Source organism: Amycolatopsis roodepoortensis, assembly GCF_014873915.1.
Lineage (GTDB): Bacteria > Actinomycetota > Actinomycetes > Mycobacteriales > Pseudonocardiaceae > Amycolatopsis > Amycolatopsis roodepoortensis.
Genome location: NZ_JADBEJ010000008.1, coordinates 81,990 through 108,024, shown reverse-complemented (window position 1 = coordinate 108,024; position 26,035 = coordinate 81,990). Strand labels below are relative to the sequence as shown.

Genomic DNA, 26,035 nt, shown 5'->3' with positions numbered 1-26,035 from the left:
TCAGTGCCCCTCCGCCCCGACGAAACCGTCCATGTAGGACAGGAACTCTTCGCGCTGCTTGTCGAGCAGCGGCGTGGACTCCGCGTACACGTTGGAGAAGATCCGCTCCGGTGGCGGTTCAGGCATGTTGAAGCAGTATTCGCGCAGCTCGGCCGCGAACGCGTCCGAATCGGCCTGCACCTGGTCGAAGAACGCCTGGTCGGCGCCGCCACCGCGGGCGAGATACGCCCGGACGCGCTCGATCGGGTCCTTCAGCTTCCACTCCTCCAGCTCGTCGGAGAGCCGGTAGCGGGTGGGGTCGTCGGTGGTGGTGTGCGCGTCCATCCGGTAGGTGAACGCCTCGATCAGCACCGGGCCGTTGCCGTGACGGCACTCCTCCAGCGCCCAGCGGGAGACCGCGAGGCAGGCGAGGACGTCGTTGCCGTCGACGCGGATGCCGGGGAAGCCGTAGCCGCGGGCGCGCTGGTACAGCGGCAGGCGCGACTGGCGTTCGGTGGGCTCCGAGATCGCCCACTGGTTGTTCTGGCAGAAGAACACGAGCGGCGCGTCGTAGACGGCGGCCCAGACGAAGCCTTCGTGCACGTCGCCCTGCGAAGTCGCTCCGTCACCGAAGTAACAGATGGTCGCTTCGCTGTCGTCGTCGCCGACCTTGCCTTCGAACTTCTGGCCCATCGCGTAACCGGCGGCGTTGAGCACCTGGTTGCCGATCACGATGGTGTACGGGTGGAAGCCGTGGGCCTGGTAGTCCCAGCCGCTGTGGTCGGTGCAGCGGAAGATGCCGAGCACCTCTTTGAGGTCGACGCCGCGGGTGTACGCGACACCGTGCTCGCGGTAGCTGGGGAACGCCATGTCCCCCTTCCGCAGCGCGCGGCCGGAGCCGATCTGCGCGGCCTCCTGCCCGAGCAGCGGCACCCAGATGCCGAGCTGGCCCTGGCGCTGCATCGCGTTGGCCTCGCGGTCCGCGCGGCGGACCAGGACCATGTCGCGGTACAGGCCCTTGAGGGCCTCGGCGTCGATGTCGTCGACGTAGCGGTCGAATTGCGGCGAGGCGACCCGTTCGCCTTCGGGGGTGAGCAGCTGAGTCAGCTCAGCGCCACCTTCGCTCGTTGCTCGCAAACCGGCGATCACCTGTTCGGGGGTAGGCTGCGCCGCTACGGCGGCGGGACCATCTCCAGGCTCCGGGTGCGTCCAGTGTTCGGACGGCATGCGCTGCTCTCCTTGATGTCGGCGCCTCTGGCGGCCACTTGTGGCGGCCACAGTGACTGCGCCGGCGGGGACCAGCGCGTCGGATCTGAAGCGCTGGGTCACCGTCGGCGTTGACGGTTCGTGCGCACATCCTGGCATGCCGGACGCCGTTTTGGTCAGTGGCGGATGCTGATTTGTTGCTGAGAAAGGGTGTCTGATCAGGGAAAATGCTAGGAAGCCCGAGTGTGGGGCCGCCGAAAGTAGGGAATTCACCCGCGGGCCGACCAGCGGACGACGGACCCGGACGGGTGTCCTGTCCGGCTGTATCGATGACGATCCGTGCCCGCCGCTGTGATCCATCCCACTCTCCGGCACCCGTGGCAGGATGGCGGACGTGGAGCAGAAATCCGTACGCGAAACCGTGGTTTCGAACTGGACGAACGACGTCCTTCCCAGCCTGTCCGGCCTGGTGGCGATCCCCGCCTTGTCGCCGGCGTTCGACCCCGAGTGGGCGAAGACCGGGCATCTGGCCGCCGCCGTCGAGCACGTCCGCTCCTGGATCGCCGCCCGGGAGATCCCCGGCGCGACGCTCCAGGTCGTGGAGCTCGAAGGCCGCAGCCCGCTTCTGGTCGTCGACATCCCGGCGACGTCCGAGACCGCCGAAAAGGGCACCGTGCTCATGTACGGGCACCTCGACAAGCAGCCCCCGGTCGGTGGCTGGTCCGAGGGGCTCGACCCGTGGACGCCGGTGATCCGCGACGGCAGGCTGTACGGCCGCGGCGCGGTCGACGACGGCTACTCCGGCTACGCGGCGACGACGGCGATCGAGGCCGTGCGCGCCGCCGGCGGTGAGCACTCCCGCGCGGTCGTGCTGCTGGAGACCGGTGAGGAATCCGGCAGCCCGGACCTGCCCGCCTACGTCGAGCACCTGAAGGAGAAGCTCGGCGAGGTCTCGCTGGTCGTCTGTCTCGACGCCGGCGGCACCGACTACAAGCGGCTGTGGCTGACCACCAGCCTGCGCGGAATGCTGCACGTCAACGTCACCGTGAAGGTGCTCGAGTCCGCGCAGCACTCCGGCATGGCCAGCGGCATCGTGGCGAGCTCGTTCCGCGTCCTGCGTGTCCTGCTCGACCGGATCGAGAACGCCGAGACCGGCGAGATCAAGCTCGCCGAGCTGAGCGTCGACATCCCGGAGAACCGCGTCGAGGACGCTCGCGGTGTCGTCGAGATCGCGCCCGGCGCGGCGAAGACGCTCTTCCCGGTGGTCGGCCGGACCGTGTCGGACGACGATCTGGAGCTGCTGCTCAACAACTCGTGGCGGCCGACGCTTTCGGTGATCGGCGCGGAGGGTTTCCCGCTCCCGGCCGACGCGGGCAACGTGCTGCGCTCCAGCACCACGCTCACCCTGAGCTTCCGCCTCCCGCCGACGGCCGACGCGAAGGCCGCGATGGAGGCGGTCCGCCGTGTCCTCACCACCGACGTGCCGTACGACGCTTCGGTCGAGCTCGGCGACTTCCAGGCGGAGAACGGCTGGAACGCGCCGGACACCGCGCCGTGGCTCGACGACGTCCTGCACCACGTGAGCGGCGAAGTCTTCGGCGCGCCGCACAAGAGCTTCGGCATGGGCGGGTCGATCCCGTTCATGGGGCTGCTCGGCGAGAAGTACCCGGACGCGCAGTTCGTGGTCACCGGTGCCTGCGGGCCGGACTCGAACATCCACGTGCCGGACGAGTGGCTGAACATCGATTTCGCGCAGCGGGTCACCGAGGCGGTCGCGCACATCCTGGACGCGCACGCGCGGAGCTGATTCCCCGGCTCACGCTGCGATGAACGGGCCGTTCCTTGCACAATTCGCGAGGAACGGCCCGTTCATCGCGCTCGGGAGGATCATGTTCGAAGGCTTCGAGCTCGAAAACGTCGACACCGGCGAAGTGACCTTCAGGGTCCGTCACGGCGGATCGGGGCCGCCCCTCGTCCTTCTACATGGACACCCCCGCACGCACACCACCTGGTACGACGTCGCGCCGAGGCTCGCGGACGCGTTCACCGTCGTCTGCCCGGACCTCCCCGGCTACGGCCAGTCCTCGAAACCCGAGACCACCGAAGACCACTCGGCGCACTCGAAACGCGCCATGGCCAGGCACATCGTCGCGCTCATGCGGCATCTCGGCCATGAACACTTCGCCGTCGCCGGACACGACCGCGGCAGCTACGTGGCGCACCGGCTGGCCATGGACCATCCCGAAGCGGTCACCAAGCTGGTCATCCTCGACGGTGTCCCGATCGGCGAAGCGCTCGCCCGCGCCGACGCGGACTTCGCGCGGAAATGGTGGCATTGGTTCTTCTTCGGCCAGCTCGCGAAACCCGCCGAGCGCGTGATCAATGCCGACCCGGACGCCTGGTACGGCGGCGATCCCGAGGCGATGGGCGCGGAGAACCACGCCGACTTCCTGCGCGCGATCCACGATCCCGAGACGGTCCACGCGATGCTGGAGGACTACCGGGCCGGCCTCGGGCCCGACCGCGAAGCCGACGACGCGGACAAGGCGGCCGGGCGGAAACTCGCCTGCCCGCTGCTCATGCTGTGGTCCAGCCGCGACGACATGGCCGAGCTGTACGGCGACCCGATCGCGGTGTGGCGCGAATGGGCCGACGACGTCCGCGGCTTCGCGATCGAGTCCGGGCACCACGTGGCCGAGGAAAACCCGGCCGATCTCGCGGCGGCGCTGCGGGAGTTCCTGGGCTGAGCGGGTCGTGAGTGGCGATTCGGGTTCGGGCCCAAGGGTGTCCTTGTGTACCTACTGCGGGCACGGGTGGCGTTTTCGAAGCTCGCCTCTGCTGTTGGGGTGCTGGGGCTTGGCGGGAGGTTGCGAAAGCCACTTTCGCAACGTTGAAGGTTGCGAAAGTGGCTTTCGCAACGTCGGCCGTGGCCGGCCCCGGCACCGCCGTGGCGAGCATGTCGCGAAAGCCACTTTCGAGACGTCTGATGTCCCGAAAGTGGCTTTCGCGACATCTTTCCCGGGCCGCACCGCCGCCCTGGCCTAGGCGAACTTGTTCAGCGCCGCGGTCAGTTCGGTCAGCTGCGGCGTGAAGCGCTGGTACGAGAACGGTGTCTCGTTGTTCCACGGGATCAGCTTCCCGGCCTTCACCGCGGGCAGCCGGCCCCAGGTCGGCACGCCGCCGAGCCCGTCCGGGCCGAGCGAGAGCGATCCGCCGCGGTTGTCGTACATGATCACGTCGGCGGGGTACTTGCCGATGTTCTCCCAGCTGATCTGCTGGTAGTAGCCGCCTTGGCTCGCGTCGGGAGCCTCCGGCGTGACGAAGTCCAGGCCCTTGCTCTGGTAGTGCTTCGAGGTCGCGAACTTCGGCGCGTTCGAGACGTAGACCGCGTCCTTCTGCGCGGACACGAGAAGGATCTTCAGCCCCGCGGCCTTCTTCGCCGCTTCACCGAGTGCGGCGTCGGCCTTCTCGTACTCTTCCTTCGCGGCTCGGATCGCCGGAGTCTCGGTGTCGGCGCCGAGCGCCTTCGCGAGCGCGATGAACTTCGCGATCCCTTCGGGCATCGAGATGTCCTGCAGCCGGACCCCGACGCTCGGCGCGGCCTTGTCGATCTTCTCCGTCTGCGTGTCCGGGACGTACCACATCTGGTCCTTCAGGTACATCACGCTGACCAGCAGCTGCGGGTTCAGCGCGACGAACTTGTCGAAGTTGAACTCGTTCCACACGTTCCCGAGCGAGGTCACCGTGTTCAGGTCGACACCGCCCGCCTGCGGATCCGGCTTGCCGTCGGCGAACTTCGACGGGCCGAAGATCCCGACCGACTTCACGCCGAGGTCCCACAACGCCGCCGCCGCGGTCACCTGCGCGACGATCCGGGTCGGCCGTTCGCCGTCCAGCTTCCGGCCGCGGTCGTCGGTGAACGACCAGGTCGCGCCCGCTCCCTGCGCGGGCGTCTCCTCCTGGTAGCCGCAGGCGGTCAGGAGACCGGTGGCGCCGAGCGCCGCGGTGCCGGCGAGAAGGCCGCGTCGGGAGAGGTGCATCGAGATCTTCTTTCACCGAGGGACCGAATTTCGTCGTTAGGGTAGCCTGCCCTTATCGTGAGGGCCATGGTCCAGGTCACGGAGCGCGTCAGATCACCCAGGACCGGCGTTTCCGTGAGAACGCTGGTCCTCGTGGGGTCCTTGGCAGCGCTCGCCGCGGTCGTCCTGCTGTCGATCGGCTTCGGCTCGAACCGCCTCTCCCTCGGCGAAGTCCTGCACGCGCTCTTCGCCTACGACGGGAGCTACACCGACGTCGTCGTCCGCGACGATCGCCTGCCCCGCACGGTGCTCGGTGTCCTGGTCGGGATGGCGCTCGCGCTGGCGGGCTCGCTCATGCAGGCGATCACCCGCAACCCGGTCGCGGAACCCGGGCTGCTCGGCATCAACCACGGCGCCGCGGTCGCGATCGTGCTCGGCTCGGCGGTGTTCTCGGTGACGTCGCCCGGCGAGTACGTCTGGTTCGCCTTCGCCGGGGCGCTCGCGGGAACCGCGCTGGTCTCGGTGATCGGCGGGACGCGCGGCGCCACGAGCCCGCTGCGGCTGGTGCTGGCCGGGGTCGCCGTCCAGGCGGTATTCGTCGGCATCAACCAGGGCATGCAGATGGTCAACACGCACAACCTGCAGGCCATGCGGTTCTGGCTGGTTGGCTCGCTGGTCAACCGGAACGCCGACCAGTTGTCGGTCCTGCTGCCGTTCTTCGTCGCGGGCGTGGTGATCGCGATCGTCCTGGCCCGCGCGCTGAACGCCCTGGCGCTGGGCGAGGACACGGCTCGCGGGCTCGGCGCGAATCCGGCGCTCGCCCGCGTCGCCGGGATGGTCGCCGTCGGGCTGCTTTCGGCGTCGGCGACCGCGGCCTGCGGCCCGATCGCCTTCGTCGGCCTGATGATCCCGCACGTCGTCCGGACGCTGATCGGCCAGGACGAGCGCTGGGTGATGCTGATTTCGGCGCTGCTCGGGCCGGTACTGCTGCTCGGCTGCGACGTCCTGGGCCGTCTCCTCGGTTCTCCGGGGGAAATCCAGGTCGGCGTGATGACCGACGTCGTCGGCGGGATCGCGTTCGTGATCGTCGCCCGCAGGCTGAAGGCGGTGCGCCGATGACCGTGCTCGTTCGTCGTGAGTCCGGTTTGGACAGACGATCCCTGGTCGTCGTGACCGCGCTCGCCTTGGTGGTCTTGGCGCTCGTCGTGCTCTCGGTCGGCACGGGCGACTACGAGATGAGCCCCGGCGAAGTGCTCGCGACCCTGGCAGGCCAGGGCACGAAGGCGCAGTACCTGGTGGTTATGGGACGGCTTCCGCGGGTGCTGGTCGCGATCCTCGTCGGTGCCGCGCTGGCGCTGGCCGGGGCGGTGTTCCAGACGATCACCCGCAATCCGCTCGGCAGCCCGGACATCATCGGCTTCACCACCGGTTCGGCGACCGGCGGTATCGCGACCCTGCTGCTCATCGGCTCCGGTCCTGGCCTCGTCTCGCTCGGGGCGCTGGCAGGCGGGTTGCTGACCGCGCTGGTCGTGATGGCGTTGTGTGCGCCGCACGGCCTGCTGAGTTCGCGGCTGGTGCTGCTCGGGATCGCCGTCAGCGCGGTGCTGGTCGGCGTGAACTCGTACCTGCTGGTGAAGGCGAACCTCGAAGCCGCTTCGCAGGCCGTCGGCTGGCTGGTCGGTGACCTTTCCGGCCGTGACTGGAGCTACTTCGTGCCGCTGGCGATCGGGATGGCGGTGTTCGGCCCGATCGTCTTCGCGAACGGACGCGCGCTGCGCATGCTGGAGATGGGCGACGACACCGCCACCGGTATCGGCGTCGACGTCCGCCGGGTGCGGCGGACCTTGGTGCTGGTCGCGGTCGCGTTGGTCGCCGCCGCCACCGCGGCGACCGGACCGCTGCCGTTCATCGCGCTCGCCGCGCCCCAGCTGGCGCGCCGGATGACGCGCCTGCCGGGGCCCAACCTGCTCGCGTCGGCCTTCGTCGGGGCGACGCTGGTCGTCGCCGCGGACTACCTCGGCCAGCGGCTGCTGGAGTCCTCGCTGCTGCCCGCGGGAGTCGTCGCGGCGGCCCTCGGCGGCGCGTACCTGCTCTGGCTGTTGCTCAGGCGACGGGCCTAGGTCAGCCGGGTCAGCTGCACCGAGACGTCCAAAGTGGACTGACCGCCGCCGGTGAAGATGCCCTTGAGCGGCGGCACGTCGGCGTAGTCACGGCCGTACGCGACCCAGACGTGCCGCGGCCCGACCGGGATCGCGTTCGTCGGGTCGTAGGCCCACCAGCCGCCGGTCCAGACGTCGACCCAGGCGTGGCTCTCGCCTTCGACCGTCTCGCCGAGCTTCGCCTCCGGTTTCGTGTGCAGGTACCCGGAGACGTAGCGCGCCGGGACGCCGATCGCACGCAGCATCACCAGCGTGACATGCGCGAAGTCCTGGCAGACCCCTTCGCGCGCACGCCACGCGTCGGTCGCCGTGCTGTGCACGCCGGTCGTCCCCGGCTGGTACTTGAGCTGCTTGTTGACCCATTCGCAGACCGCGAGCACGGCTTCCGCCGGCTCGAGCCCCTTCCGCAGTTCGCGCGCGACCTTCGTCAGCTCCGGGTCGCGGGGCGTGTACGGCGTCGGCGTCAGGTACTCGGTGCGGTGGTCGACGACGGTGTCGCTGCGCAGGTCCTTCCACGACGCCGAGCGGACCGGCTCGCCCTCGTCGGCCGTTTCGACCACCGACGTCGCGAGCACGGTGAACTCCGTGTGCGGCGCGTGAAGGTCGAACGACGTCACGACGGTGCCCCAGTAGTCCGTGTACCGATAGGCACGGGTCGCGGGCGTCGTCTCGACACGGTTGACGACCGTGGTCTGCCGCCGGTCGGAGCGCGGGGTCAGCCGCGCCTCGTTGTACGACTGCGTGGCCGGTGTCGCGTACCGGTATCCGGTCCGGTGGGCCACCCGAAGCTGCCAGGTCACAGCGAAACCTCCGCACCGCTCCAGGCCACCCAAGGCGACGAATGGAAGTACTGCACCGAAACCGCGTCGCCGATGTCCTTGATCGAGGTCTGCAGGGCGCCGAGCCGTTTCGGCAGATCCTCCAGCAGATCCGACGGCCGCAGGAACTCCAGCTCGCTGCGGGCGCGGCCGAGCTGCCGCAGCGCCTCGGACTTTTCGTTGGCACGCGAGTTGACGCCGGGGTCCAGCCGCTCCAGACATTCCTCGGCCTGCCGCAGCGCGTGGAACACCGAACGCGGGAAGAGCGTGTCCCGCAACAGGAACTGCACGACGCGGCCGGCGTCGAGCGCGCCGCGATAGGTCCGCAGGTAGGTGTCCTGCGCGCCCGCCGAGCGGAGCACGGTGATCCAGCCGGGTGACGAGGCGCTGTCCTGGACCCGCGAAAGCAGCAGCCGCACCACCATGTCCGCGCGTTCGACCGACCGGCCGAGCACCATGAACAGCCAGCCGTCGTCGCGGCTCATCGTCGAATCGGCGAGCCCGGCGAACATCGCCGCACGCTCCTCCACGAAGGAAAGGAACGCGTGCGGCCCAGCGCGGCGCGCGTACCGCTGCCGGTCCGGCACCGCGTTCCAGGTCGCGTTCAGGCATTCCCACAGCTCGGTCGAGACGACCTCGCGGGCGCCGCGCGTGTTCTCGCGGGCGGAGTTGATCGAACCGACGATCGACGCGGGATTGTCCTTGGCGTAGGCGACCAGTTCGGTCAGCTTCCACACGTCGAGCGAGTCCATGCCCTCCGGCGAGATGCCGAGGACGGCGAGCAGCTGCCGGCTCGCGTGGTCCGGGTCGACGCTCGCGTCTTCGAGCAGCTGGTGCACGGAGACGTTCAGGATCCGGGAGGTGTCATCGGCGCGTTCGACGTACCGGCCGATCCAGTACAGCGATTCCGCGTTGCGGGCGAGCACATCAACCTCCCTTATGCCTGTTGCTGCTGCTGTTGCTGGGTGGTGGTCAGCTCAGGGCCCTGTTCGGCGACCAGACTGTCCACTTCGGACAGTGCGCCGAGTGCGGGCCGTTCCAGCTCCCGCTCCGCCGTCGAAGACCGCGGCGCCAGCACCCAGGTGTCCTTGGAACCGCCGCCCTGCGAGGAGTTGACGACCAGGCTGCCCTCCGGAAGCGCGACGCGCGTCAGCCCGCCCGGCAGCACGAAGATGTCCTTGCCGTCGTTGACCGCGAACGGGCGGAGGTCGACGTGCCGTGGCGCCAGCCTGTCGTCCACTTTGGACGGAACGGTGGACAGCTGGACCACCGGCTGCGCGATCCAGCCGCGTTTGTTCGCCCGGACCTTGCGCTTGAGCGCGGTCAGCTCCGCCTGCGTCGCGTCCGGGCCGAACACGATGCCGTAGCCGCCGGAGCCTTCGACCGGTTTGATCACCAGCTCGTCCATCTGTTGCATGACCTGGTCGAACTCGTCCGGCAGCCAGCACCGGAAGGTGTCGACGTTGGGCAGCAACGGCTTCTCGTTGAGGTAGTACTTCACCATCTCGGGTACGTAGGTGTAGACGAGCTTGTCGTCGCCGACGCCGTTGCCCACCGCGTTCGCGATCACCACGTTGCCCGCGCGTGCCGCGTTGAGGATCCCGGCCACGCCGAGCACGGAATCCGGCCGGTAGTGCACCGGATCGAGGAACTCGTCGTCGATCCGCCGGTAGATGACGTCGACCTGCCGCTCACCCTCGGTGGTGCGCAGGTAGACGACGTTGTCACGGCAGAACATGTCGCGGCCTTCGACCAGCTCAACCCCCATCAACCGGGCCAGCAGCGAATGCTCGAAATACGCGGAGTTGTGCACGCCGGGCGTGAGCACGACGACCATCGGGTCCGCCACGTTCGCCGCGGCCGCCGCCCGCAGCGCGCGCAGCAGATGCGAGGCGTAATCACCGACCGGGCGGACCCGGTGCTGGGCGAACAGGTCCGGGAACACACGCGCCATCGTGCGGCGGTTCTCCATCACGTACGACACACCGGACGGGTTGCGGAGATTGTCCTCCAGCACCCGGAAGGTGCCCTCCTCGTCGCGCACCAGGTCCACACCGGACACGTGGATGCGGACGCCGTTGGGCGGGTTGATCCCGAACGCTTCGCGCTGGAAATGCTCACACGAGGTGATCAGCCGTCGCGGGAGAACGCCGTCGCGCAGGATCTGCCGGTCGCCGTACACGTCGGCGAGGAAGGCTTCGAGCGCGCGGACCCGTTGCGCCACACCGCGTTCGAGTTTGCTCCATTCGGCGGTGGTGATCACGCGCGGCACCAGGTCGAGCGGGAACGGGCGTTCCTGGCCGGACAGCGAGAACGTGATGCCCTGGTCGACCATGGCCCGGTCGATCGCCGCCGACCGGGACGAGAGATCGGCCGACGTCAGCGCGGAGATCGATTCGTACAGCGCCCGGTACGGCTGGCGGACCGTGCCGTCGGCGGTGAACATCTCGTCGTACGCGCCCGCGTGCGGCCGGGACGGCGAGAGATAGCCGTCGAACTGCGCCCCGGGTTTCGCCGCGCGCCGCGCCGACGTCGCCGTCCGTGGGCGGCGGCCCGCAGGTGGGAGCCGCGGCGCCGGGTTGTTGTTCATGGTCGCCATACTCGCTCACCCTGCCATGCCGGCGCGATACCTCATGCAACGCCCGTGACGGCCGAAACGGCGCTGTAACGTCGCAGTGCTGTGATTGCCGCCGGATGAGTGGCAATATGCGTGCTCTCGACACATGGGAACTACGAGGAGTGACGACGTGGCTCGATTCAAAGCGCTCGCCCTGATCCCGGCGCTCGCCCTGACCGCGGGTGCGCTGTCCGCGTGCGGCGAGGAAGGCGGAACCGCGGCCGGCGGCGTCCAGCTCGTCGCGTCCGGCAAGGTCACCACCTGCACGCACCTGCCCTACCAGCCCTTCCAGGTCAAGCAGGGCGACAAGATCGTCGGTTTCGACGTCGACCTGGTCGATCTGGTCGGCAAGAAGCTGGGTGTCGAGCAGAGCATCGTCGACATCGCCTTCGAGAACATCGAGTCCGGTGAAGCGATGAACAGCGGACAGTGCGACCTCGCCGCCGCCGGCATGACGATCACCGACAAGCGCAAGGAGAAGTTCGACTTCTCCGACCCGTACTTCGAGGCGACCCAGGCGCTGCTGGTCAAGACCGGTTCGCCGATCAAGGACCTCTCGAACGTGGCGGGCAAGAAGATCGGTGTCCAGTCGGCCACCACCGGCGCCGACTACGCCCAGAAGGAGGCGAAGGGCGCCGAGATCGTCACCTTCGACGACCTCGCGCTGCTGGAGCAGGCCGTCAAGAACGGCACGGTCGACGCGGGCGTCAACGACAACGGCGTGCTCTACGACTTCGCGAAGTCGAACCCGGACACGACGGTCGTCACCGAGTTCAAGACGAACGAGTTCTACGGCATCGGCGTGAAGAAGGGCAACAGCGCTCTCCTCGGCAAGATCAACGAGGTGCTCAAGGCGTCCGCGGCGGACGGCTCGTACGCGCAGATCTACCAGAAGTGGTTCGGCAAGGCGCCGACCTGGCAGCCGGGCAGCCCGGCCGCCGGTTGATAGTCCGTCCCTCGTGGCCGGTGCCCAGTGCACCGGCCACAGGCTTGTCACCACTTGTTTGAGGAGAGAAATGGCTTTGAGCCGCCGCCAGCGACGTTCGGCGTTCCGGACCGGGCAATACGTCCTGCTGCTGGTGATCGTCATCGTGCTCGCGCTGCTGGCCGACTGGAGCAGGATCGGCAAGGCGTTCTTCGATCTCGAAGTCGCCGCCAAGCAGTTCCCGGACGTCATCACCGTCGCACTGAAGAACACCATCGTCTTCACCGCGCTGGGTTTCGCGCTCGGCCTCGGGCTGGGCCTCGTGCTCGCCCTGATGAGACTTTCCTCGGTCGGCCCGTACCGCTGGTTCGCGCGCGGGTACATCGAGTTCTTCCGCGGCCTGCCCGCGTTGCTGATCTTCCTCGCCGTCGGCATCGGCGTGCCGACCGCGTTCGACACGACCCTGCCGCGCAATGTCGCGATCATGCTGGCGCTGGGCATCGTGTCGTCCGCGTACATGGCGGAGACCATCCGAGCCGGTATCCAGGCGGTGCCGCGCGGGCAGGTCGAGGCGGCGCGTTCGCTCGGCATGTCGCCCGCCCGCACGATGATCACCGTCGTGATCCCGCAGGCGTTCCGGATCATCCTGCCGCCGCTGGCCAACGAGCTGATCATGCTGACGAAGGACTCGTCGCTGGCGTTCCTGCTCGGCACCACCCCGGCGCAGCAGGAACTCGCGCAGTTCAGCCGTCAGGCGCTGCTGGAGGCCAAGGGCCTGACCCCGATCGTCGTCGCCGGTCTGTGCTACCTGGTCATCACCATCCCGCTGTCGATCCTGCAGCAGCGGCTAGAGAAGAAATACGGAGCCGGAGTGCCCGGCGGAGGAACGGTATGAGCGGCCAGACGATCGTCGAGGTTTCGGGACTGCACAAGGCGTTCGGCGAGCTCGAGGTGCTCAAGGGCATCGACCTGCATGTCGAGCGCGGCCAGGTCGTCTGCATCATCGGCCCGTCGGGGTCCGGCAAGTCGACGTTGCTGCGCTGCGTCAACCTCCTCGAGGAACCGCAGCAGGGCAAGATCGTGGTCAACGGCAGCGAGATCACCGATCCGGACGTCGACATCGACGGCGCCCGCACGAAGATCGGCATGGTCTTCCAGTCGTTCAACCTCTTCTCGCACCTGAGCGTGCTCGAAAACCTCACCGTCGCGCAGCGCAAGGTGTTGAAGCGCGGCAAGGAAGAGGCAGAGCGCGTGGCGCGGGAGAACCTCGCGAAGGTCGGGCTGGCGGAGAAGGAGTCCTCGCTGCCGACTCAGCTTTCCGGCGGGCAGCAGCAGCGCGTCGCGATCGCGAGGGCGCTGTCGATGAACCCGGACGTCATGCTGTTCGACGAACCGACATCGGCGCTGGACCCCGAACTGGTCGGCGATGTCCTCGCGGTCATGCGGCAGCTCGCGCAAGAGGGCATGACGATGCTCGTCGTCACGCACGAAATGCAGTTCGCCCGCGAGGTGGCCGACATCGTGCTGTTCATGGACGGCGGCGTCGTCGTCGAGCAGGGCTCGCCCGACCAGGTGATCGGGGACCCGCAGGAGGAGCGCACGAAGACGTTCCTCTCGCGGGTCCTGAACCCGAACCACCAGGGCTAACGCCCGCGAAGCTGCGACTCCAGCTGGACGACCTTCGAGACGATTTCGTGCGGCCCGGCGCCCATGAGGCTCACCCAGCCCTTGGCGTCCGGGCCGAACACGACGCGGCCGTGTTCGGTGTCCATCCAGCCAGGTGGTCTCTCGACGCGTTTCCGGTTGCCGGCACCGTCACGGATGGCGACGTAAAGCCTGCCGAAGAAGGTGTGCGGCGACCGGATCCACTGGAGGATCTTCTTGGCGTCGCGGATGCTCGGGCTGGTGCCGGTCAGCATTTCGCCCTTCATCAGGACCTGCAGATCGGCTTCCGAACAGTTCAAGGACGGTGTGCGCGCCGGAGCGGCCTCGGGGAGGAGGGCGGTGAAATCCTGCGCCAGCGTGTCCGGCCTCGTCGGTGTCAGGTAGACGACCTGGTCGACCAGAACGACGTTGACCGCTTCCCGGCCACTACCCGCGGCGCGAACGGTCCGTTCACGCCCCTCGGACTTCACCCACGAGTAGTACTCCACCGCCGGCCGCTGCAGGAAGCGCAGTGTGTCGAGGAATTCGTCGTCGATCCGACCACGGGTGAGCAGCCCTTGTCCGTCCAATTCGGACTGTGCGGTGGCCGCGAGCTCACGGCGTTCCTCGGGCAGGTACCACTGCGCGCCGCGAACGAGCGTCGGATGGATGTCGCCGAGATTATGTTGGTCCAGCAGGGTTTCGTAGGTCTGGAGCGTCAGCTCGACGGGTTTCCGCAGCACGATTACCCGCCGATCACCGGCGGAACCGGCTTGTCCCCGTCGTAACCGCCGAAGAGGGAGTCGCCGTCCTCTTCCTGCAGCGTGATCTTGCGCTGGTGCTCTTCGTCCTCGGCGCCCTTGCCCTTACCGGCGCCGGCGCCCATGCCGCCGCCACCCATTCCGGGCGCGCCGGGCCTTCCCGCTGCCGCTGGGCCTCCCGCCGGTGTGCCGCGCATGGCGCCTTCACCGGGCATGGCGGCGCCGACGCCACGACCGGGCCCCATGCTCCCCGGCCCGCCGGTCGACCCACCCGGCCCGAACCCGCCGCCGGGTCCGAAACCGCCGCCGAACCCGCCCGATCCCGGCCCGAATCCGCTGCCGCCACCTCCAGGACCGCCTGGGCCTGTCCCGAAGTTTGGCGGCGGGAAGTTGCCAGGACGGCCCTGGACGCGGTCATCCGCCCAGGACAACTTGGTCCGGTCATTCGGCTGCGGCGAAGGCAGCGGCCGCGGCATCTGCGGAACCCTCGGCGCCGGGGGGACCTGCGGCGGCCTCGGCGCCTGATACCCCTCGGCCCCCGGAGGCGCGCTGTAGGAACTCGGCCCGCCGGTGTACCCGGTGGGACCACTGTGCCGCCCCGAGTCGCCGGGCCCGCCACTGAACCCGCTGACCTTGGTCTGCCCGGGATCGATCGGATCCGGGGTGATCGGCCCCGACGAAACGTTCGGATCGTGCGCGGCCGGATAAGCCGGCGCGAGCGACTGCTGCCGCGGCTGAGTGCTCTGGTAATACGGCTCGTAGATCTCGACGTTGTGCTTCGTGTCCGCGTCGAACTTCGCCGCCGCGATCTCGTCGTCGCTCGCGCCGATGGACAAGACGTCCTCAGGCCCGCTGTCCCCCGCGCGCTCCTTCTCGACCGGACGCACATTGCCGCGCGTGTAATGGAACGAGGCGTTCTGGTCGAACATCGACTGCCGGGCGCGATCCATGTTCTCGCCCGCGATCTTGGAGGTCGCGATGAGCGGGGCGAGGCCCGCTGTTCCGGAGTCGGCTGCTTTGCCTTTCCAGAAGGTGCTGAGCGCGGTCTGGCTGTTCTCCATCGCCTTGCTGAAGTTTTCGTGAAAAACCATCAACTTGTGCGAGGCAACCTGTGCCTTGTCGAGAGTTTCCGTCGTGGAGGGATTGGCGTTGAGCTTGGTGAAGATCTCCCAGCCGCTATAGGTCATGGCCTAAGCTCCCTTGAGCTTCTTGATCGCCGCAGCAGCGACCTTGGTGGCCAAACCACAGGGATCTGACAGCATGGGGTTTCCAGTGGCCAGAAGCGGTGTGACCGTATAAGTGAGGTCGTCACGCACGCCTACTGCGAGGACGCATCGCCCCTTACCTTCTCCGCCATTGTCGTAAATGACGCCTGGATATCCCTCGATCGAGTCGATCGGCTTGAAAGTGGAGAGGCCGCCCTGCGCGTGTTTTGCGTAAAGGCTGCTCAGCCCATCCTTGTTGCCAGGTAGGAGGCCTGCGGTCACGCTGCTAGGCCCTGCTTCGAAGATCCAGCCACAGCTCTTTCCGAAAGTCCCGTCGTCGACCTCTGTCTTCTCGACCTTTCCGCCGAGTTCCTCGATCTGAGCGGTGGCTACCGTGCTACACGGGTCCGATTCGGCTTGAGCGGTATTCAGGATCGGGTTGGTCACAGCGGGAGCGCCGTTCGACGGCAGTCGGGCAGAGGTAGGTGCGGTCGGGGCGGCTGAGGTCGCGTTGCCCGTTTTGGGGTCGCTGCATCCGCTCGCCAGCAGCAAACCGCTCACCGCGACTACGGACACGAACTTCCTGGTGTGGAGCATCAGTCGGCCTTTCCGATCTGGCGGAGCGCGTCAATGGCTGCTTGATCCTGGTTCTGATACGCAGTCCGGATTTGCCTCAGAGTGTCCAGGTACGAGTTCGTGTAGTCCCACGCCCCCTGCATGAAGGCCTGGTAAGCACTTCCCGAGTTGTTCGCAGCAACCGTGTATCCCTCGCTGCCGACTTCGTGGCCCGGTGGCTGGATCTGATTCAGTACGTCGGCCTCTCGACGTGCCTTGCGGAAGTCGCTCTCGAGGCAGTCCTCAAGAGACTTGATCACGGCGTCCATAGCGGCAGGGTCGAACTCCCAGCCGCCGTTCGCCGAGGCGGCCGCGAAATCGGCCTTCGCCTGCCCGCTGCCCAGCTCGCCGTAATTCGGCGGCGGACCAGAGGGTGGTGGCGCTGCGGCAGCACCCTGAATCAACCCCGAACCCTGCGGCGGTGCCTGCGGCCCCGGCCCGTTGATCTGGTCGTAGACCCCCTGAGGGCCGCGTCCCGGTCCTGTCATCGACGTGCCTCCCCGCACGGGTCGCGATGGGGCGCGACCTACCCGTAGTTCCCTACTGACTCCAACCGGTGACGATAGCAGCAGGTAAAGCGTTGATCAGCCCCTTCATGGAAGATCACCATCGAAAGATGGGACGGCTGACGTGCTTTTGTCCTGATCGACGGTTTCGCGCCGTCAGGACTTCTTGAGGTTCTTGATCGCCGCCGCGGCCACCTCGGTCGCCATGCCGTATGGACCATCGGGGTCATCGCGGAGGCCGCTCGCGAGTGTGCGGCGCCCGGCCAGCGTTGATGTTGCTGTGGCCGCGACCAACCCGTAGCCCATCACCGACTGCGGTGAGTGACCGCGTCCGCGAACCAAGGAACCGGCGGCGAATCCGGCCAAGATCACCAACGCCGCGAGAAACGGCCTGGTCCGGAACCCGCGGCGGCCGTTCTGCCGTCGCACTCCCGTGGCAGGTTCCGGTCTACTGTCCTGGGCCACTTGCGAATCCCGTGCGTGATCGGCTTCGCTGGTGGCCGGGGAACGACGGGGGAGGGAAGCGAGACGATGCCGGGTTTTCGGCGCAACAACGGGCCGCGCGATCCGGGGGAAGGCGACCAGAACGGCGACACGTCGCTGCCGCCGCTCGACCCGTTCGATCCGAACCCCGACAAGCGGTACGAGGTTCCGGCGTCCGAGTTGATGAAGGTTGATGAAGCCGGGAACGACGGGGCTGCTCCGTTGGCGTCGCCAGGCGACCAACGCGCCGATCGTGCAGGTCGAGGACGCGTACATCACCGGGACGCTCGATCTGCGCGCGGCCGACATCAAGTATCTGTTCCGGTTCGAGCGGTGCCGGTTCGAGCATCCGCCGGACGTCCGTGAGGCGCATCTGCTTGGGCTCGTGTTCCGCAAATGCTGGCTGCCCGGGCTCAAGGCGCGCAATCTCCGCACCCGCAACGACGTCCGCCTCATCCGCAGTGTCGTGCACGTCGACGCCGAGCACGAGATCGAGGAGACCACGGTCCAGCGCGGCGACGATCGCGAGCGCGGGATGCCGAACGCGGCGGTCAACCTCACCGACGCGGTCATCGAGGGCTCGGTGGTGCTGACCCGCACGGTGATCACCCATCCGCGCGGCAAGGCGATCCAGGCCGACCGGGTCAACATCGTGGGTGCGCTGCTGGCGTATCGGCTGGTGGCCAACGGGGAAGTCCGCATCCCGGGGATGCGCGCCGGCGGTAACGTCAACTTCTCCGGCGCGACGCTGAACAACCGCGACGGCTTCGCGCTCAACGGGAACGGCATCCACATCGGCGGCAGCCTGCTGTGCGAGGTGGACAACTACGGACCCGCGGCGCAGCGGAAACGCTTCTCCGCCAGTGGGATCATGTTCCTGCCGAGCGCCACTGTGGACAGTGACATCATTTTGCGCGAGGCCAAGCTTTCGGTGAACCAGGCCGGGCCGATCGTCGTCGACGCGTGGAAGTCGAACGATCCGTACATCGATCCGCGGCCGGCGCTGGTCGCGGATCGCTCGACGGTCAAGGGGAACCTCGAGCTGAGCGACGGTATGCAGGCGACCGGGACGCTGCGGATGGTCAACGCCCGGATCGGCGGTTCGCTGCGGCTCGCGGGTGCCGAGGTCCAGGTCGTCCGCGGGCAGACCCTTCCCTACTACGACCGCGCGATCCACCTCGACGGGACCACCATCGGCGGCGATCTGGAGGCGACGAGCCTGCGCGTGCCGTCCGGGCAGTTGCGCATGGCCGACATCACCGTCGGCGGCAACGTGCTGGCGTGGAACTCGATGTTCCTCCACCCGCGCCGCGACGTCTTTTCCGCGCGGCGCGCGAAGATCGCGGGCAACTTCCAGCTCACCGACGCGACCGTCCAGGGCACGTTGCGGTTGCAGGGCGCCGAGATCGGCGGCAGCGTGAACCTCTTCGGCACGAGCCTGACCGAGCCCGGCGCCCGCACGCGCACCAGTTACTCGCTGGACGTCCGCACCGCGCGGATCGGCCGGGACCTGATCCTCACCGAGAACAAGGAACGGCCGTTCGTCGCGCAGGGCGGGGTCAACCTCGACGGCGCACAGGTCGCGCGGCGCGTCGACTTCCGCGGCGCGCGGCTCGGTTCCCTGCCACAGCACGGGATCGCCCTCGACGGAAGCGACGTCTCGGCCGACGAATTCCTGCTCACGCCCGGTATCCCGCCGGACGGCCGGATCGTGCTGCGGCGCGCGCATTGCGGGACACTGGGCGACAACGAGGCGTTCTGGGCGTCGGCGAGCGGGATCGAGCTGGAGGATTTCCGTTACGACGCACTGCAAGAGGACATCGCGCTCGACGACGACCGGGCGATCGACCATCGGATCGCGTTGCTGCGCAAGGCGATGGACGGTTACCGCCCGGGACCGTACGACCAGCTGGCGGCGACGCTACGCGCGTCCGGTAATGAAGAGCACGCCTCCACGGTGCTGCTGAAGAAACAGCAGTTCCGGTACGAGGCGCTCGCGAAGGGCTTCAAGTTCTTCGGACCCGGTGTGCACGTATGGAGCTGGTTGCAGCGGTCGATGGTCGGCTACGGCTTCCGCCCGGTGCGGGCGCTCGGCTGGCTGCTGACGCTGCTCGTGCTGGGGAGCCTGTGGTTCGGGCTCGGAGTCGACGACTGCGTCACCAATCCCAAGCTGACGGTGAGCGGGCCGCGGTGCCTGGTCAACCAGGACGACACCGGGCTCCAATGGAATCCGGTGCTATACACGATCGACCTCCTGGTCCCGATCGTCGACTTCGGCAACAAGTCGCGCTGGTACATGCACGGCATGGACAACTGGGTCGCGGCCGGGTTCACCGCCTCGGGCTGGGTGCTGGCGACGACGGTCGCGGCCGGTATCAGCCGGATGCTCCGCCGCGACAACTGAGGGTATTTCACATACCCTCAGTACGGAGGTATGTGATGACGCAGCGCAGCGCCACCGGCAAGATCGCGATCGCCGCCCCGCCCGAGAGGGTATATGCCCTGGTCAGCGACCCGGGAGCCCTTGCGGACATGGCCGAGGAGTACGAAGGGCACCGATGGGTCGGTGGGGCGAAGGAGCCCGCCGTCGGCGCCAAGTTCCGCGGTCGCAACCGCCGGGGCTTCCGTCGCTGGAGCACCCTTTCGACGATCACCGACGCCGACGAGGGCAAGCGGTTCGCGTTCGAGGTGACCACGTTCGCCGGTCTTCCCGTCTCGCGCTGGCAGTACGACATCGAGGCGACGGACGACGGTTGCGTGGCCGTCGAAAGCACGTGGGACCGGCGGCCTGCCTGGCTGCGCGGGCCGACGTCGCTGTTCACCGGGGTCTGGAAGCGCGACGACGCCAACCGGGCGAACATCGCCGCGACGCTGGCCCGGCTGAAGGCCGCCGCCGAGTCCGCTCACTCCACGAACCGCGACCAGAACTCGATCTGACGCGGTCCGCCGGGCGGCGGGGTGCCCAGCGGCTGGCCGCAGAAGTCGTGCCGCAGGTATCCGCGCAGGTCGTAGCCGTAATAGACGATGTCGGTCTGATACACCGACAGCACCGGATACCCCTGGCTCCCGGCGATCCCCGGCAGATACCGGTGCCCGCAGACCGGCACGAGCTGCGGGACGAGCGCCAGCTGCGATCGGGCCCGCGAAAGCGCGTCAGCGAGGTCGATCGGGCGCATGCCCCAGTCCGGCAGCCAGAAGCCGTTGTGTTCGACGTCGTAAAGCACCCCGTCGACCGGCCAGTCCAGGCGTTTTCGCAGCTGGTCGGGGTTGCCGCAGCGCCAGTCCGGCCAGCGGTCGCCGATCGGCACCCCGGCGGACAGGAAGGTGCGGTGGTCGGCGGCGAACCGGAAGCCGAAGCGGGCTTCGACGTCGTCGAGCTCGGCCTCGCTCAACCCGGGACGCACGGGTTCGGCCAAGCTCGCCTGGAGGTCGTGTGCCTCCTCGATGGTGAAGGCGTGCTCAACAGTGGACATGTGTTCGAGCCTAAATCGCCCACCGCGAAGGCGCCTTCTCTTTTAACACCACTCCCTCATCACCCACATGAGGCTCCTCCCCTGGGGTGAGCTCGCCCTCTCAACGCCTGGACGTCGGAACAGCACGGCCGGGCGTGTAGTTCACTCATGTCGTGACTTCCCCACGAACGCAGTCCCGCGTGCGGGCGCCCGAGCTCGACGGCGACGTGTGGCTCAACACCGGCGGTGAGCGGATCACGCTCGCCGGGCTGCGCGGCCGCGTCGTCCTGCTGGACTTCTGGACCAGTGGCTGCATCAACTGCCTGCACGTGCTGGACGAGCTGCGCCCGCTGGAGGCCGAGTTCGCCGACGTCCTGGTGACCATCGGCGTGCATTCGCCCAAGTTCCTGCACGAGGGTGAGGCGGCCGCGATCGAGGCCGCCGTGCGGCGCTACGAGGTGCACCACCCGGTGCTCAACGACCCGAAGATGGCCACCTGGTCGCAGTACGCGGTCAAGGCGTGGCCGACGCTGGTCGTCGTCGACCCCGAGGGTTACGTCGTGCACGTCGCCGCCGGCGAGGGACACGCCGAGGCGCTGCGCCGGGTGATCGCCGACCTCGTCGCGACCCACGAGGCCAAGGGCACGCTGCGCCGCGGCGGCAGCCCGTACGTCCCGGTCGAGGAGCAGCGCACCGAGCTGCGCTTCCCGGGCAAGGCCGTCACCACCGCCGAGGGCCGCATCCTGGTCGCCGACACCGGCAACCACTCCATCGTCGAGTTCGCGTCCGACGGCGAGACGATCATCCGCCGCTTCGGCAGCGGCGAACGCGGCGCGCAGGACGGGCCGTTCGACCTGGCGAGCTTCACCGAGCCGTCCGGGATCACCCTGTTGCCGTACGAGGTCGCCGAGCGCGCGGGTTACCACGCCGTCGTCGCCGACACGGCCGGTCACCGCCTGCGCGGTATCGACCTGATCACCGGCGAGGTCTCCACGGTCGCCGGCACCGGCCGTCAGTGGCGCGACGGCGTCGACACCGGCAAGGCGCTCGACATCGACCTCACCAGCCCCTGGGACGTCGCCTGGTGGGGCCCCGCGGGCGGCGTCGTGGTCGCCATGGCGGGCAACCACACTCTGAGCGTGTTCGAGCCGGTCTCGGGCACCATCCGCCGCTTCGCCGGCACGACCGTCGAAGGCCTGCGAGACGGCGACGTCCACGAAGCGTTCTTCGCGCAGACGTCCGGCCTCACGCCCGACGGGCGGAAGCTGTGGCTCGCGGACGCGGAGACGTCGGCGCTGCGCTGGATCCAGCCCGAGGGCGAGACGTTCACCGTGCACACCGCGGTCGGCGTCGACCTGTTCTCCTTCGGGCACGTCGACGGCCCCGCCGACAAGGCGCTCCTGCAACATCCGCTCGGCCTCGCCGTGCTGCCCGGCGACACCATCGCGATCGCCGACACCTACAACGGCGCGGTCCGCCGTTACGACCCGCTCACCCGCCAGGTGACCACGCTCGCGACCGGTCTCGCGGAGCCGTCCGGGCTGCTCGTGCACGACGGCGAACTGCTGGTCGTCGAGTCCGCGGCCAACCGCATCGGGCCGGTGCCGCTCGGTGAGCAGGCGGTGGCCGGGGACGCGCACGCGGTCCGCCGTCCGCCGACCGTGCTGGCGCCGGGCGAGCTGGAGTTCTCCGTCGTCTTCACCCCGCCGCCGGGAGAGAAGCTCGACGACCGGTTCGGCCCGTCGACGCGGCTGGAGATCAGCGCGTCGCCACCGGAACTGCTCGCCGACGGCGCCGGGGTGGGCACGGACCTGTTCCGCAAGCTCCGCTTCGCCGAGGGCGTCTCGGGCGGTGTCCTGCAGGTCGTCGCGCAGGCCGCCAGCTGTGACGACGGCGGCGAGCACCCCGCCTGCCGCATCACCCGGCAGGACTGGGGCGTGCCGGTGCGGTTCGAAAAGGGCGGAGAAAGCACGCTGAGCCTGGTCATGGCCGGGGATCCGGGTAAGTAGAGTCGTAGGCGTGTCAGATCGGCCGAAACTCGAGATTCAGATGCTGCAGGACAGGGTGCTCGTGAAGCTGTCCCCCGAGGACGGCGAGCGCCGGAGTTCGGGCGGGATCGTCATCCCCGCCACCGCGCAGGTCGCGCGGCGCCTCGCGTGGGGTGATGTACTGGGCGTGGGCAACAGTGTGCGGAACGTCAAGACCGGTGACCGTGTGCTGTTCAACCCGGACGACCAGCACGAGGTCGAGATCCAGGGCGAGGGGCACCTGGTGATGCGGGAGCGCGACATCCACGCCGTGGCGACCGAACGGACCGAACACGGCACGGGGTTGTACTTGTAGCTCGGCTGCGGGAGGGGTGGGGAGAGTTGGCACGCGATGGGCAAGACGACCTGTTCACCGACGATCTCCTCCCGGACTCCGACCAGGGCCTGGTGGACGAGCTCTTCGAGGGCGACCGGGTGGTCCAGCCGCCACCCACGCCCGCGTCGAAGCTCCGCAAGGGGCTCGGCAAGGCCCTCATGGTCACCGGGGTGCTCATGGGCCTCTTCGTGGTCGCGTACGCGGTCGATCTGATCGTCAGCGCCGGCGACGTCCCGCGCGGCGTCACGGTCGCGGGGATCGACGTCGGCGGCCTCACGCACAAGGAGGCCGAGTCGAAGCTCCGCCGTGAGCTGGAGCCCAGGCTGATCGAGCCGGTGCGGGTGCGGGCGGGCGACGTCCGGACGGTGCTGTACCCGACGTCGTCCGGTCTCGGCCTGGACTGGCCGCAGACGCTGGGGCGCGCCGGTCACCAGCCGCTGAGCCCGTACACGCGGCTGATGTCGTTCTTCAGCAGCCGTGAGGTCGGCGTCGTCACCTGGACCGACGCGCCGAAGCTCGAAAAGGCCGTCTCGGACCTCGCCGTCGCGCAGCTGAACCGCCCGCCGGTCGAAGGGAACATCACGTTCCAGCCCATCGCGGGCACCGACGGCGGTGTCGTCCCGGCCGCGGTCGAACCGCGGCACGGGCAAACGCTCGCCGACGTCAAGGAGGCGGTCGCCGCGGTCACCGATCGCTGGCTGAGCGACGAGGGTGTCGAGCTGAAGGTGAACGTCGCGCCCGTGAAGGCGACTTCGCCCGGCGTGCACGCCGCGCTCGTCAAGATCGTCGTCCCCGCGGTCGCGAAACCGCTCGTCATCCGCGGTGAGGGCAAGGACGCGACGCTGAAGCCGAACACGATCGCAGGGGCCTTCCAGTTCGCCGCACGCGACGACGGCAACCTCGAAGTCCGCATCGACCAGGGCAAACTGCGCGCCGCCGCGCAGCCGCAGCTCAAGGAGACCGAGACCGACGGGGCGGACGCGCAGATCGTCTTCGTCGGCGACCGGCCGGCCGTGCAGCCGTCGAAGGACGCCCGGAAGGTCAACTGGGACCTCACGTTCTCGTCGCTGACCTCGGTGCTCGCGAAGAGCGAGGAGCGGGAGCTGAGGGCGGTCTACGACGCCAGCAGCCCGGCCGTCAGCACCGACGCGGCGAACGTCCTCGGCATCAACGAGATCATCGGCGAATTCACCACCTCGGGCCTGAGCGGGCCGGCGATGACGAACGTGCAGGCGTTGGCGGGCAGGGTCTCCGGCGCCATCGTGAAGCCGAACGAGACGTTCAGCCTCGGGGCGCGGTCCGGGGCGAGGACGGCGGACGCGGGCTACGTCCCCGCCCCGGTGAACGAAGACGGCACCGGGCCGGTCGTGGTCGGCGGCGGCGTCTCCCAGCTCGCGACGACGCTCTACAACGCCGCGTACCTGGCGGGCCTGGCCGACGGCGGGCATCTGGAGCACGACCACTACCTCGACCGCTATCCGGTCGCGCGTGACGCGAAGGCGATCAACGCGGACGGTTCGCCGGTCGAGCTGCAGATCGTCAACGACGCCCCGACCGGGATCGCGATCCAGGTGCTCCCCGCCAACGGTTCGGTGACCGTGCGGATCTGGGGTACGAAACGGTTTTCGGTGCAGAGCGTCGGTGGCGAGCGGCACTCCTACGTCCCCCAGCCGGTGCAGATGGGGTCGGGACCAGGCTGCGTGCCGGACCCCGGTGCGGCCGGGTTCAGCACGTCGGACACCCGCGTGCTGATCGACGTCGTCACCGGGACGGAGGTCCGCCGCGAGACCCGCAACGCGACCTACTCGCCGCGGGCGACGATGATCTGCGCTTGAGCGCTCATCGCAACACCATGCAGCCACGCGCCTCGAAGTCCGCGAGCCACGACGGCTCCCGCAACTCCTTGTTCCAGCGCAGATCCAATTTGTCCAATTTGGACAGCCGGGCGATCGACGACGGCAGCGAGGTCAGCTTGTTCTCGCGCAGATCGAGCTGACGCAATTCGCTCAGCTCCCCGATGGAGGACGGCAAGGACGTCAGCAGGTTCTTCCGCAGATGCAGTTCGCGCAACGCGGAGAGCGTCCCGATCGACTCCGGCAGCCCGGTCAGGCCGTTGCCGTACAAACGGAATTCACGCAACGAGGCCAACCTGGAGAGGTCTTCCGGGAGCGTCGGGATGCGATTGTCCGTGCAGCCAAGGTATTTCAGCCGCCCGAGCGAACAGAGCGCGGCGGGGAACGCGGTGAGCCGGTTGTCGCTCACGTAGAGGTATTCCGTCAGTCCGGCGAGCTCGCCGAGTTCGTCCGGCAGAGCTGGAAGCTCGTTGTGCCCCAGATCCAGGGTGTGCAGATTCCGCAGGCCGCCGATGGCGGGCGAAATGGCGGTGAGCCGGTTGGCGGCCAGATTCAGCACGCGGAGCCCGGACAGCGACCACAGCTCGTCGGGAACGGACGTCAGCCGGTTGTCGTACAGGTCCAGGTGCTCGAGCGAGGACGGGAGGGAGGTGCCGGGCAGGGAGGTCAGCCCCTGGCCACTGAGATCGAGTCGAGTGGTCACAGGGGCCGACCGTAACGGGATCAGGTGACTGTCCGGTGCCCGCCGCCCTTGACCTTCGCGTAGATCGCGGCCGCGCCGATCACGCCGACGATCGCCGCGCCGACCTGGAAGGCGTGGCGGATCCAGTCGATGCCCGCGGTGTCACGGACGCCGAACACACCGGCAAGCCAGTTGCCGATGAAGGCGGCGATGATGCCGACGACGATCGTCAGCCACATCGGGATCTTCTGATCACCGGGCGCGATCATCCGGCCGATGACGCCGAGGATCAACCCGACCACGATCGTGGTGATGATGCCCCAAAGGCCACCCAACATGGTTCCTCCTTCGCTGGAGATCGATGAGCCCACGGTGTCACCGATTCGGGCTCATCGCGCCTCAAGCCCCCTTACCGGGTGACACTTCGCCGTCCGTAGAGGTTCGCGGCCAGGGTCACCCCGATACCGGCGATGACGATCTGGGTGATGAGTTCGAGCCAGTCGAAGCCCTTCGTGTCCGCGTAGCCGAGCCCACGGGCGATCGCCGTACCGATGAAGGCGGCGACGATACCGACGACGATGGTCAGCCAGATCGGGATGGACTGCTTGCCGGGCGCGAAGAACCTGCCGAGCACCCCGAGGATCAAACCGACCACGATCGCCGTGATGATGCCGGTGACTGTCATTGAGACTCCTTTGCCGAGGTCTCCGCCAATGGGCGGACTCAGCACGGAAATGCCCGCCCGAT

25 protein-coding genes and 1 pseudogene are annotated in these 26,035 nt (G+C 68.4%); 12 read left to right on the top strand and 14 right to left on the bottom strand.

Features of this window, described 5'->3' with window-relative positions:
* Window positions 1-1,206: a pyruvate dehydrogenase (acetyl-transferring) E1 component subunit alpha gene (pdhA, locus tag H4W30_RS38120; protein ID WP_192747196.1), complete on the bottom strand. Its 1,206-nt coding sequence runs from the start codon at window positions 1,204-1,206 to the stop codon at window positions 1-3.
* A gap of 373 nt (window positions 1,207-1,579) precedes the next feature.
* On the opposite strand from pdhA, the gene H4W30_RS38115 reads away from it, so the two are divergent.
* Both H4W30_RS38115 and H4W30_RS38110 read left to right on the top strand, forming a co-directional pair.
* A complete protein-coding gene (locus H4W30_RS38115) occupies window positions 1,580-2,992 on the top strand; it encodes a M20/M25/M40 family metallo-hydrolase (protein WP_192747195.1) in 1,413 nt (470 codons plus the stop codon).
* Between the two features lie 82 nt (window positions 2,993-3,074).
* Window positions 3,075-3,932, top strand: coding sequence for an alpha/beta fold hydrolase (locus tag H4W30_RS38110; protein ID WP_192747194.1), 858 nt, complete (start codon window positions 3,075-3,077; stop codon window positions 3,930-3,932).
* 294 nt (window positions 3,933-4,226) lie between these two features.
* Here H4W30_RS38110 and H4W30_RS38105 read toward each other — a convergent pair whose 3' ends face one another.
* On the bottom strand, window positions 4,227-5,225 hold the full coding sequence (locus H4W30_RS38105; RefSeq protein ID WP_192747193.1) for an ABC transporter substrate-binding protein: 999 nt from the start codon (window positions 5,223-5,225) through the stop codon (window positions 4,227-4,229).
* Between the two features lie 114 nt (window positions 5,226-5,339).
* Between H4W30_RS38105 and H4W30_RS38100 the strand changes: the two genes are divergently transcribed.
* Both H4W30_RS38100 and H4W30_RS38095 read left to right on the top strand, forming a co-directional pair.
* The gene (locus tag H4W30_RS38100) at window positions 5,340-6,323 is read left to right on the top strand and encodes a FecCD family ABC transporter permease (RefSeq protein WP_192747961.1); all 984 of its coding nucleotides are present in this window, start codon (window positions 5,340-5,342) and stop codon (window positions 6,321-6,323) included.
* The gene (locus tag H4W30_RS38095; protein ID WP_192747192.1) at window positions 6,320-7,324 is read left to right on the top strand and encodes a FecCD family ABC transporter permease; all 1,005 of its coding nucleotides are present in this window, start codon (window positions 6,320-6,322) and stop codon (window positions 7,322-7,324) included. Before H4W30_RS38100 ends, H4W30_RS38095 begins: the two co-directional genes overlap by 4 nt.
* Here the strand turns inward: H4W30_RS38095 and H4W30_RS38090 are convergent.
* Genes H4W30_RS38090 through H4W30_RS38080 form a run of 3 tightly spaced genes read right to left on the bottom strand, consistent with a single transcriptional unit; the run spans window position 7,321 to window position 10,780 of the window.
* Window positions 7,321-8,163, bottom strand: a complete 843-nt coding sequence (locus tag H4W30_RS38090; protein WP_192747191.1) for a transglutaminase family protein — start codon at window positions 8,161-8,163, stop codon at window positions 7,321-7,323. The two genes, H4W30_RS38095 and H4W30_RS38090, sit on opposite strands and share 4 nt — an antisense overlap.
* Window positions 8,160-9,107, bottom strand: a complete 948-nt coding sequence (locus H4W30_RS38085; protein WP_034314142.1) for an alpha-E domain-containing protein — start codon at window positions 9,105-9,107, stop codon at window positions 8,160-8,162. Before H4W30_RS38085 ends, H4W30_RS38090 begins: the two co-directional genes overlap by 4 nt.
* A gap of 11 nt (window positions 9,108-9,118) precedes the next feature.
* A complete protein-coding gene (locus H4W30_RS38080) occupies window positions 9,119-10,780 on the bottom strand; it encodes a circularly permuted type 2 ATP-grasp protein (RefSeq protein WP_192747190.1) in 1,662 nt (553 codons plus the stop codon).
* Window positions 10,781-10,928: 148 nt separating this feature from the next.
* On the opposite strand from H4W30_RS38080, the gene H4W30_RS38075 reads away from it, so the two are divergent.
* The 3 genes from H4W30_RS38075 to H4W30_RS38065 all read left to right on the top strand — a co-directional run bounded on the left by H4W30_RS38075 (window position 10,929) and on the right by H4W30_RS38065 (window position 13,370).
* Window positions 10,929-11,744 (top strand): basic amino acid ABC transporter substrate-binding protein, encoded by an 816-nt coding sequence (locus H4W30_RS38075; RefSeq protein WP_192747189.1) that lies wholly within the window; start codon window positions 10,929-10,931, stop codon window positions 11,742-11,744.
* Window positions 11,745-11,814: 70 nt separating this feature from the next.
* Window positions 11,815-12,618, top strand: coding sequence for an amino acid ABC transporter permease (locus H4W30_RS38070; RefSeq protein ID WP_192747188.1), 804 nt, complete (start codon window positions 11,815-11,817; stop codon window positions 12,616-12,618).
* A complete protein-coding gene (locus tag H4W30_RS38065) occupies window positions 12,615-13,370 on the top strand; it encodes an amino acid ABC transporter ATP-binding protein (protein WP_225950781.1) in 756 nt (251 codons plus the stop codon). Before H4W30_RS38070 ends, H4W30_RS38065 begins: the two co-directional genes overlap by 4 nt.
* Here the strand turns inward: H4W30_RS38065 and H4W30_RS38060 are convergent.
* From H4W30_RS38060 to H4W30_RS38040, 5 genes are all read right to left on the bottom strand, one after another.
* A complete protein-coding gene (locus H4W30_RS38060) occupies window positions 13,367-14,110 on the bottom strand; it encodes an ESX secretion-associated protein EspG (protein ID WP_192747187.1) in 744 nt (247 codons plus the stop codon). The genes H4W30_RS38065 and H4W30_RS38060 overlap by 4 nt on opposite strands.
* A 2-nt stretch (window positions 14,111-14,112) precedes the next feature.
* Window positions 14,113-15,315, bottom strand: a complete 1,203-nt coding sequence (locus H4W30_RS38055; protein WP_192747186.1) for a hypothetical protein — start codon at window positions 15,313-15,315, stop codon at window positions 14,113-14,115.
* Between the two features lie 3 nt (window positions 15,316-15,318).
* On the bottom strand, window positions 15,319-15,930 hold the full coding sequence (locus tag H4W30_RS38050) for a DUF3558 domain-containing protein (RefSeq protein ID WP_192747185.1): 612 nt from the start codon (window positions 15,928-15,930) through the stop codon (window positions 15,319-15,321).
* Window positions 15,930-16,436, bottom strand: a complete 507-nt coding sequence (locus tag H4W30_RS38045; RefSeq protein WP_192747184.1) for a hypothetical protein — start codon at window positions 16,434-16,436, stop codon at window positions 15,930-15,932. Before H4W30_RS38045 ends, H4W30_RS38050 begins: the two co-directional genes overlap by 1 nt.
* A 174-nt stretch (window positions 16,437-16,610) precedes the next feature.
* On the bottom strand, window positions 16,611-16,883 hold the full coding sequence (locus tag H4W30_RS38040; protein WP_192747183.1) for a hypothetical protein: 273 nt from the start codon (window positions 16,881-16,883) through the stop codon (window positions 16,611-16,613).
* A gap of 102 nt (window positions 16,884-16,985) precedes the next feature.
* Here H4W30_RS38040 and H4W30_RS38035 point away from each other — a divergent pair.
* Together H4W30_RS38035 and H4W30_RS38030 are read left to right on the top strand one after the other, a co-directional pair.
* Window positions 16,986-19,341 (top strand): annotated as a pseudogene (locus H4W30_RS38035) (oxidoreductase).
* A gap of 35 nt (window positions 19,342-19,376) precedes the next feature.
* Window positions 19,377-19,874: an SRPBCC family protein gene (locus H4W30_RS38030; RefSeq protein WP_192747182.1), complete on the top strand. Its 498-nt coding sequence runs from the start codon at window positions 19,377-19,379 to the stop codon at window positions 19,872-19,874.
* On the opposite strand, the gene H4W30_RS38025 is transcribed toward H4W30_RS38030, so the two are convergent.
* Window positions 19,841-20,410 (bottom strand): hypothetical protein, encoded by a 570-nt coding sequence (locus H4W30_RS38025; RefSeq protein ID WP_192747181.1) that lies wholly within the window; start codon window positions 20,408-20,410, stop codon window positions 19,841-19,843. The genes H4W30_RS38030 and H4W30_RS38025 overlap by 34 nt on opposite strands.
* Before the next feature lie 179 nt (window positions 20,411-20,589).
* Between H4W30_RS38025 and H4W30_RS38020 the strand changes: the two genes are divergently transcribed.
* The 3 genes from H4W30_RS38020 to H4W30_RS38010 are packed head-to-tail and all read left to right on the top strand — an operon-like array spanning window position 20,590 to window position 24,588.
* Window positions 20,590-22,398 carry an NHL domain-containing thioredoxin family protein gene (locus H4W30_RS38020; protein ID WP_192747959.1) on the top strand — a complete coding sequence of 603 codons (1,809 nt, stop codon included), beginning with the start codon at window positions 20,590-20,592 and terminating at the stop codon, window positions 22,396-22,398.
* A 40-nt stretch (window positions 22,399-22,438) separates the two neighbouring features.
* On the top strand, window positions 22,439-22,732 hold the full coding sequence (locus H4W30_RS38015) for a GroES family chaperonin (RefSeq protein ID WP_007032412.1): 294 nt from the start codon (window positions 22,439-22,441) through the stop codon (window positions 22,730-22,732).
* Window positions 22,733-22,758: 26 nt separating this feature from the next.
* On the top strand, window positions 22,759-24,588 hold the full coding sequence (locus H4W30_RS38010; protein WP_192747180.1) for a VanW family protein: 1,830 nt from the start codon (window positions 22,759-22,761) through the stop codon (window positions 24,586-24,588).
* A 4-nt stretch (window positions 24,589-24,592) separates the two neighbouring features.
* Here the strand turns inward: H4W30_RS38010 and H4W30_RS38005 are convergent, their stop codons facing one another.
* The 3 genes from H4W30_RS38005 to H4W30_RS37995 all read right to left on the bottom strand — a co-directional run bounded on the left by H4W30_RS38005 (window position 24,593) and on the right by H4W30_RS37995 (window position 25,973).
* Window positions 24,593-25,309: a leucine-rich repeat domain-containing protein gene (locus tag H4W30_RS38005; protein WP_192747179.1), complete on the bottom strand. Its 717-nt coding sequence runs from the start codon at window positions 25,307-25,309 to the stop codon at window positions 24,593-24,595.
* Between the two features lie 20 nt (window positions 25,310-25,329).
* Window positions 25,330-25,626 carry a GlsB/YeaQ/YmgE family stress response membrane protein gene (locus H4W30_RS38000; RefSeq protein WP_126736158.1) on the bottom strand — a complete coding sequence of 99 codons (297 nt, stop codon included), beginning with the start codon at window positions 25,624-25,626 and terminating at the stop codon, window positions 25,330-25,332.
* Window positions 25,627-25,697: 71 nt separating this feature from the next.
* Window positions 25,698-25,973 carry a GlsB/YeaQ/YmgE family stress response membrane protein gene (locus H4W30_RS37995; RefSeq protein ID WP_016338181.1) on the bottom strand — a complete coding sequence of 92 codons (276 nt, stop codon included), beginning with the start codon at window positions 25,971-25,973 and terminating at the stop codon, window positions 25,698-25,700.
* Window positions 25,974-26,035 lie beyond the last annotated feature (62 nt).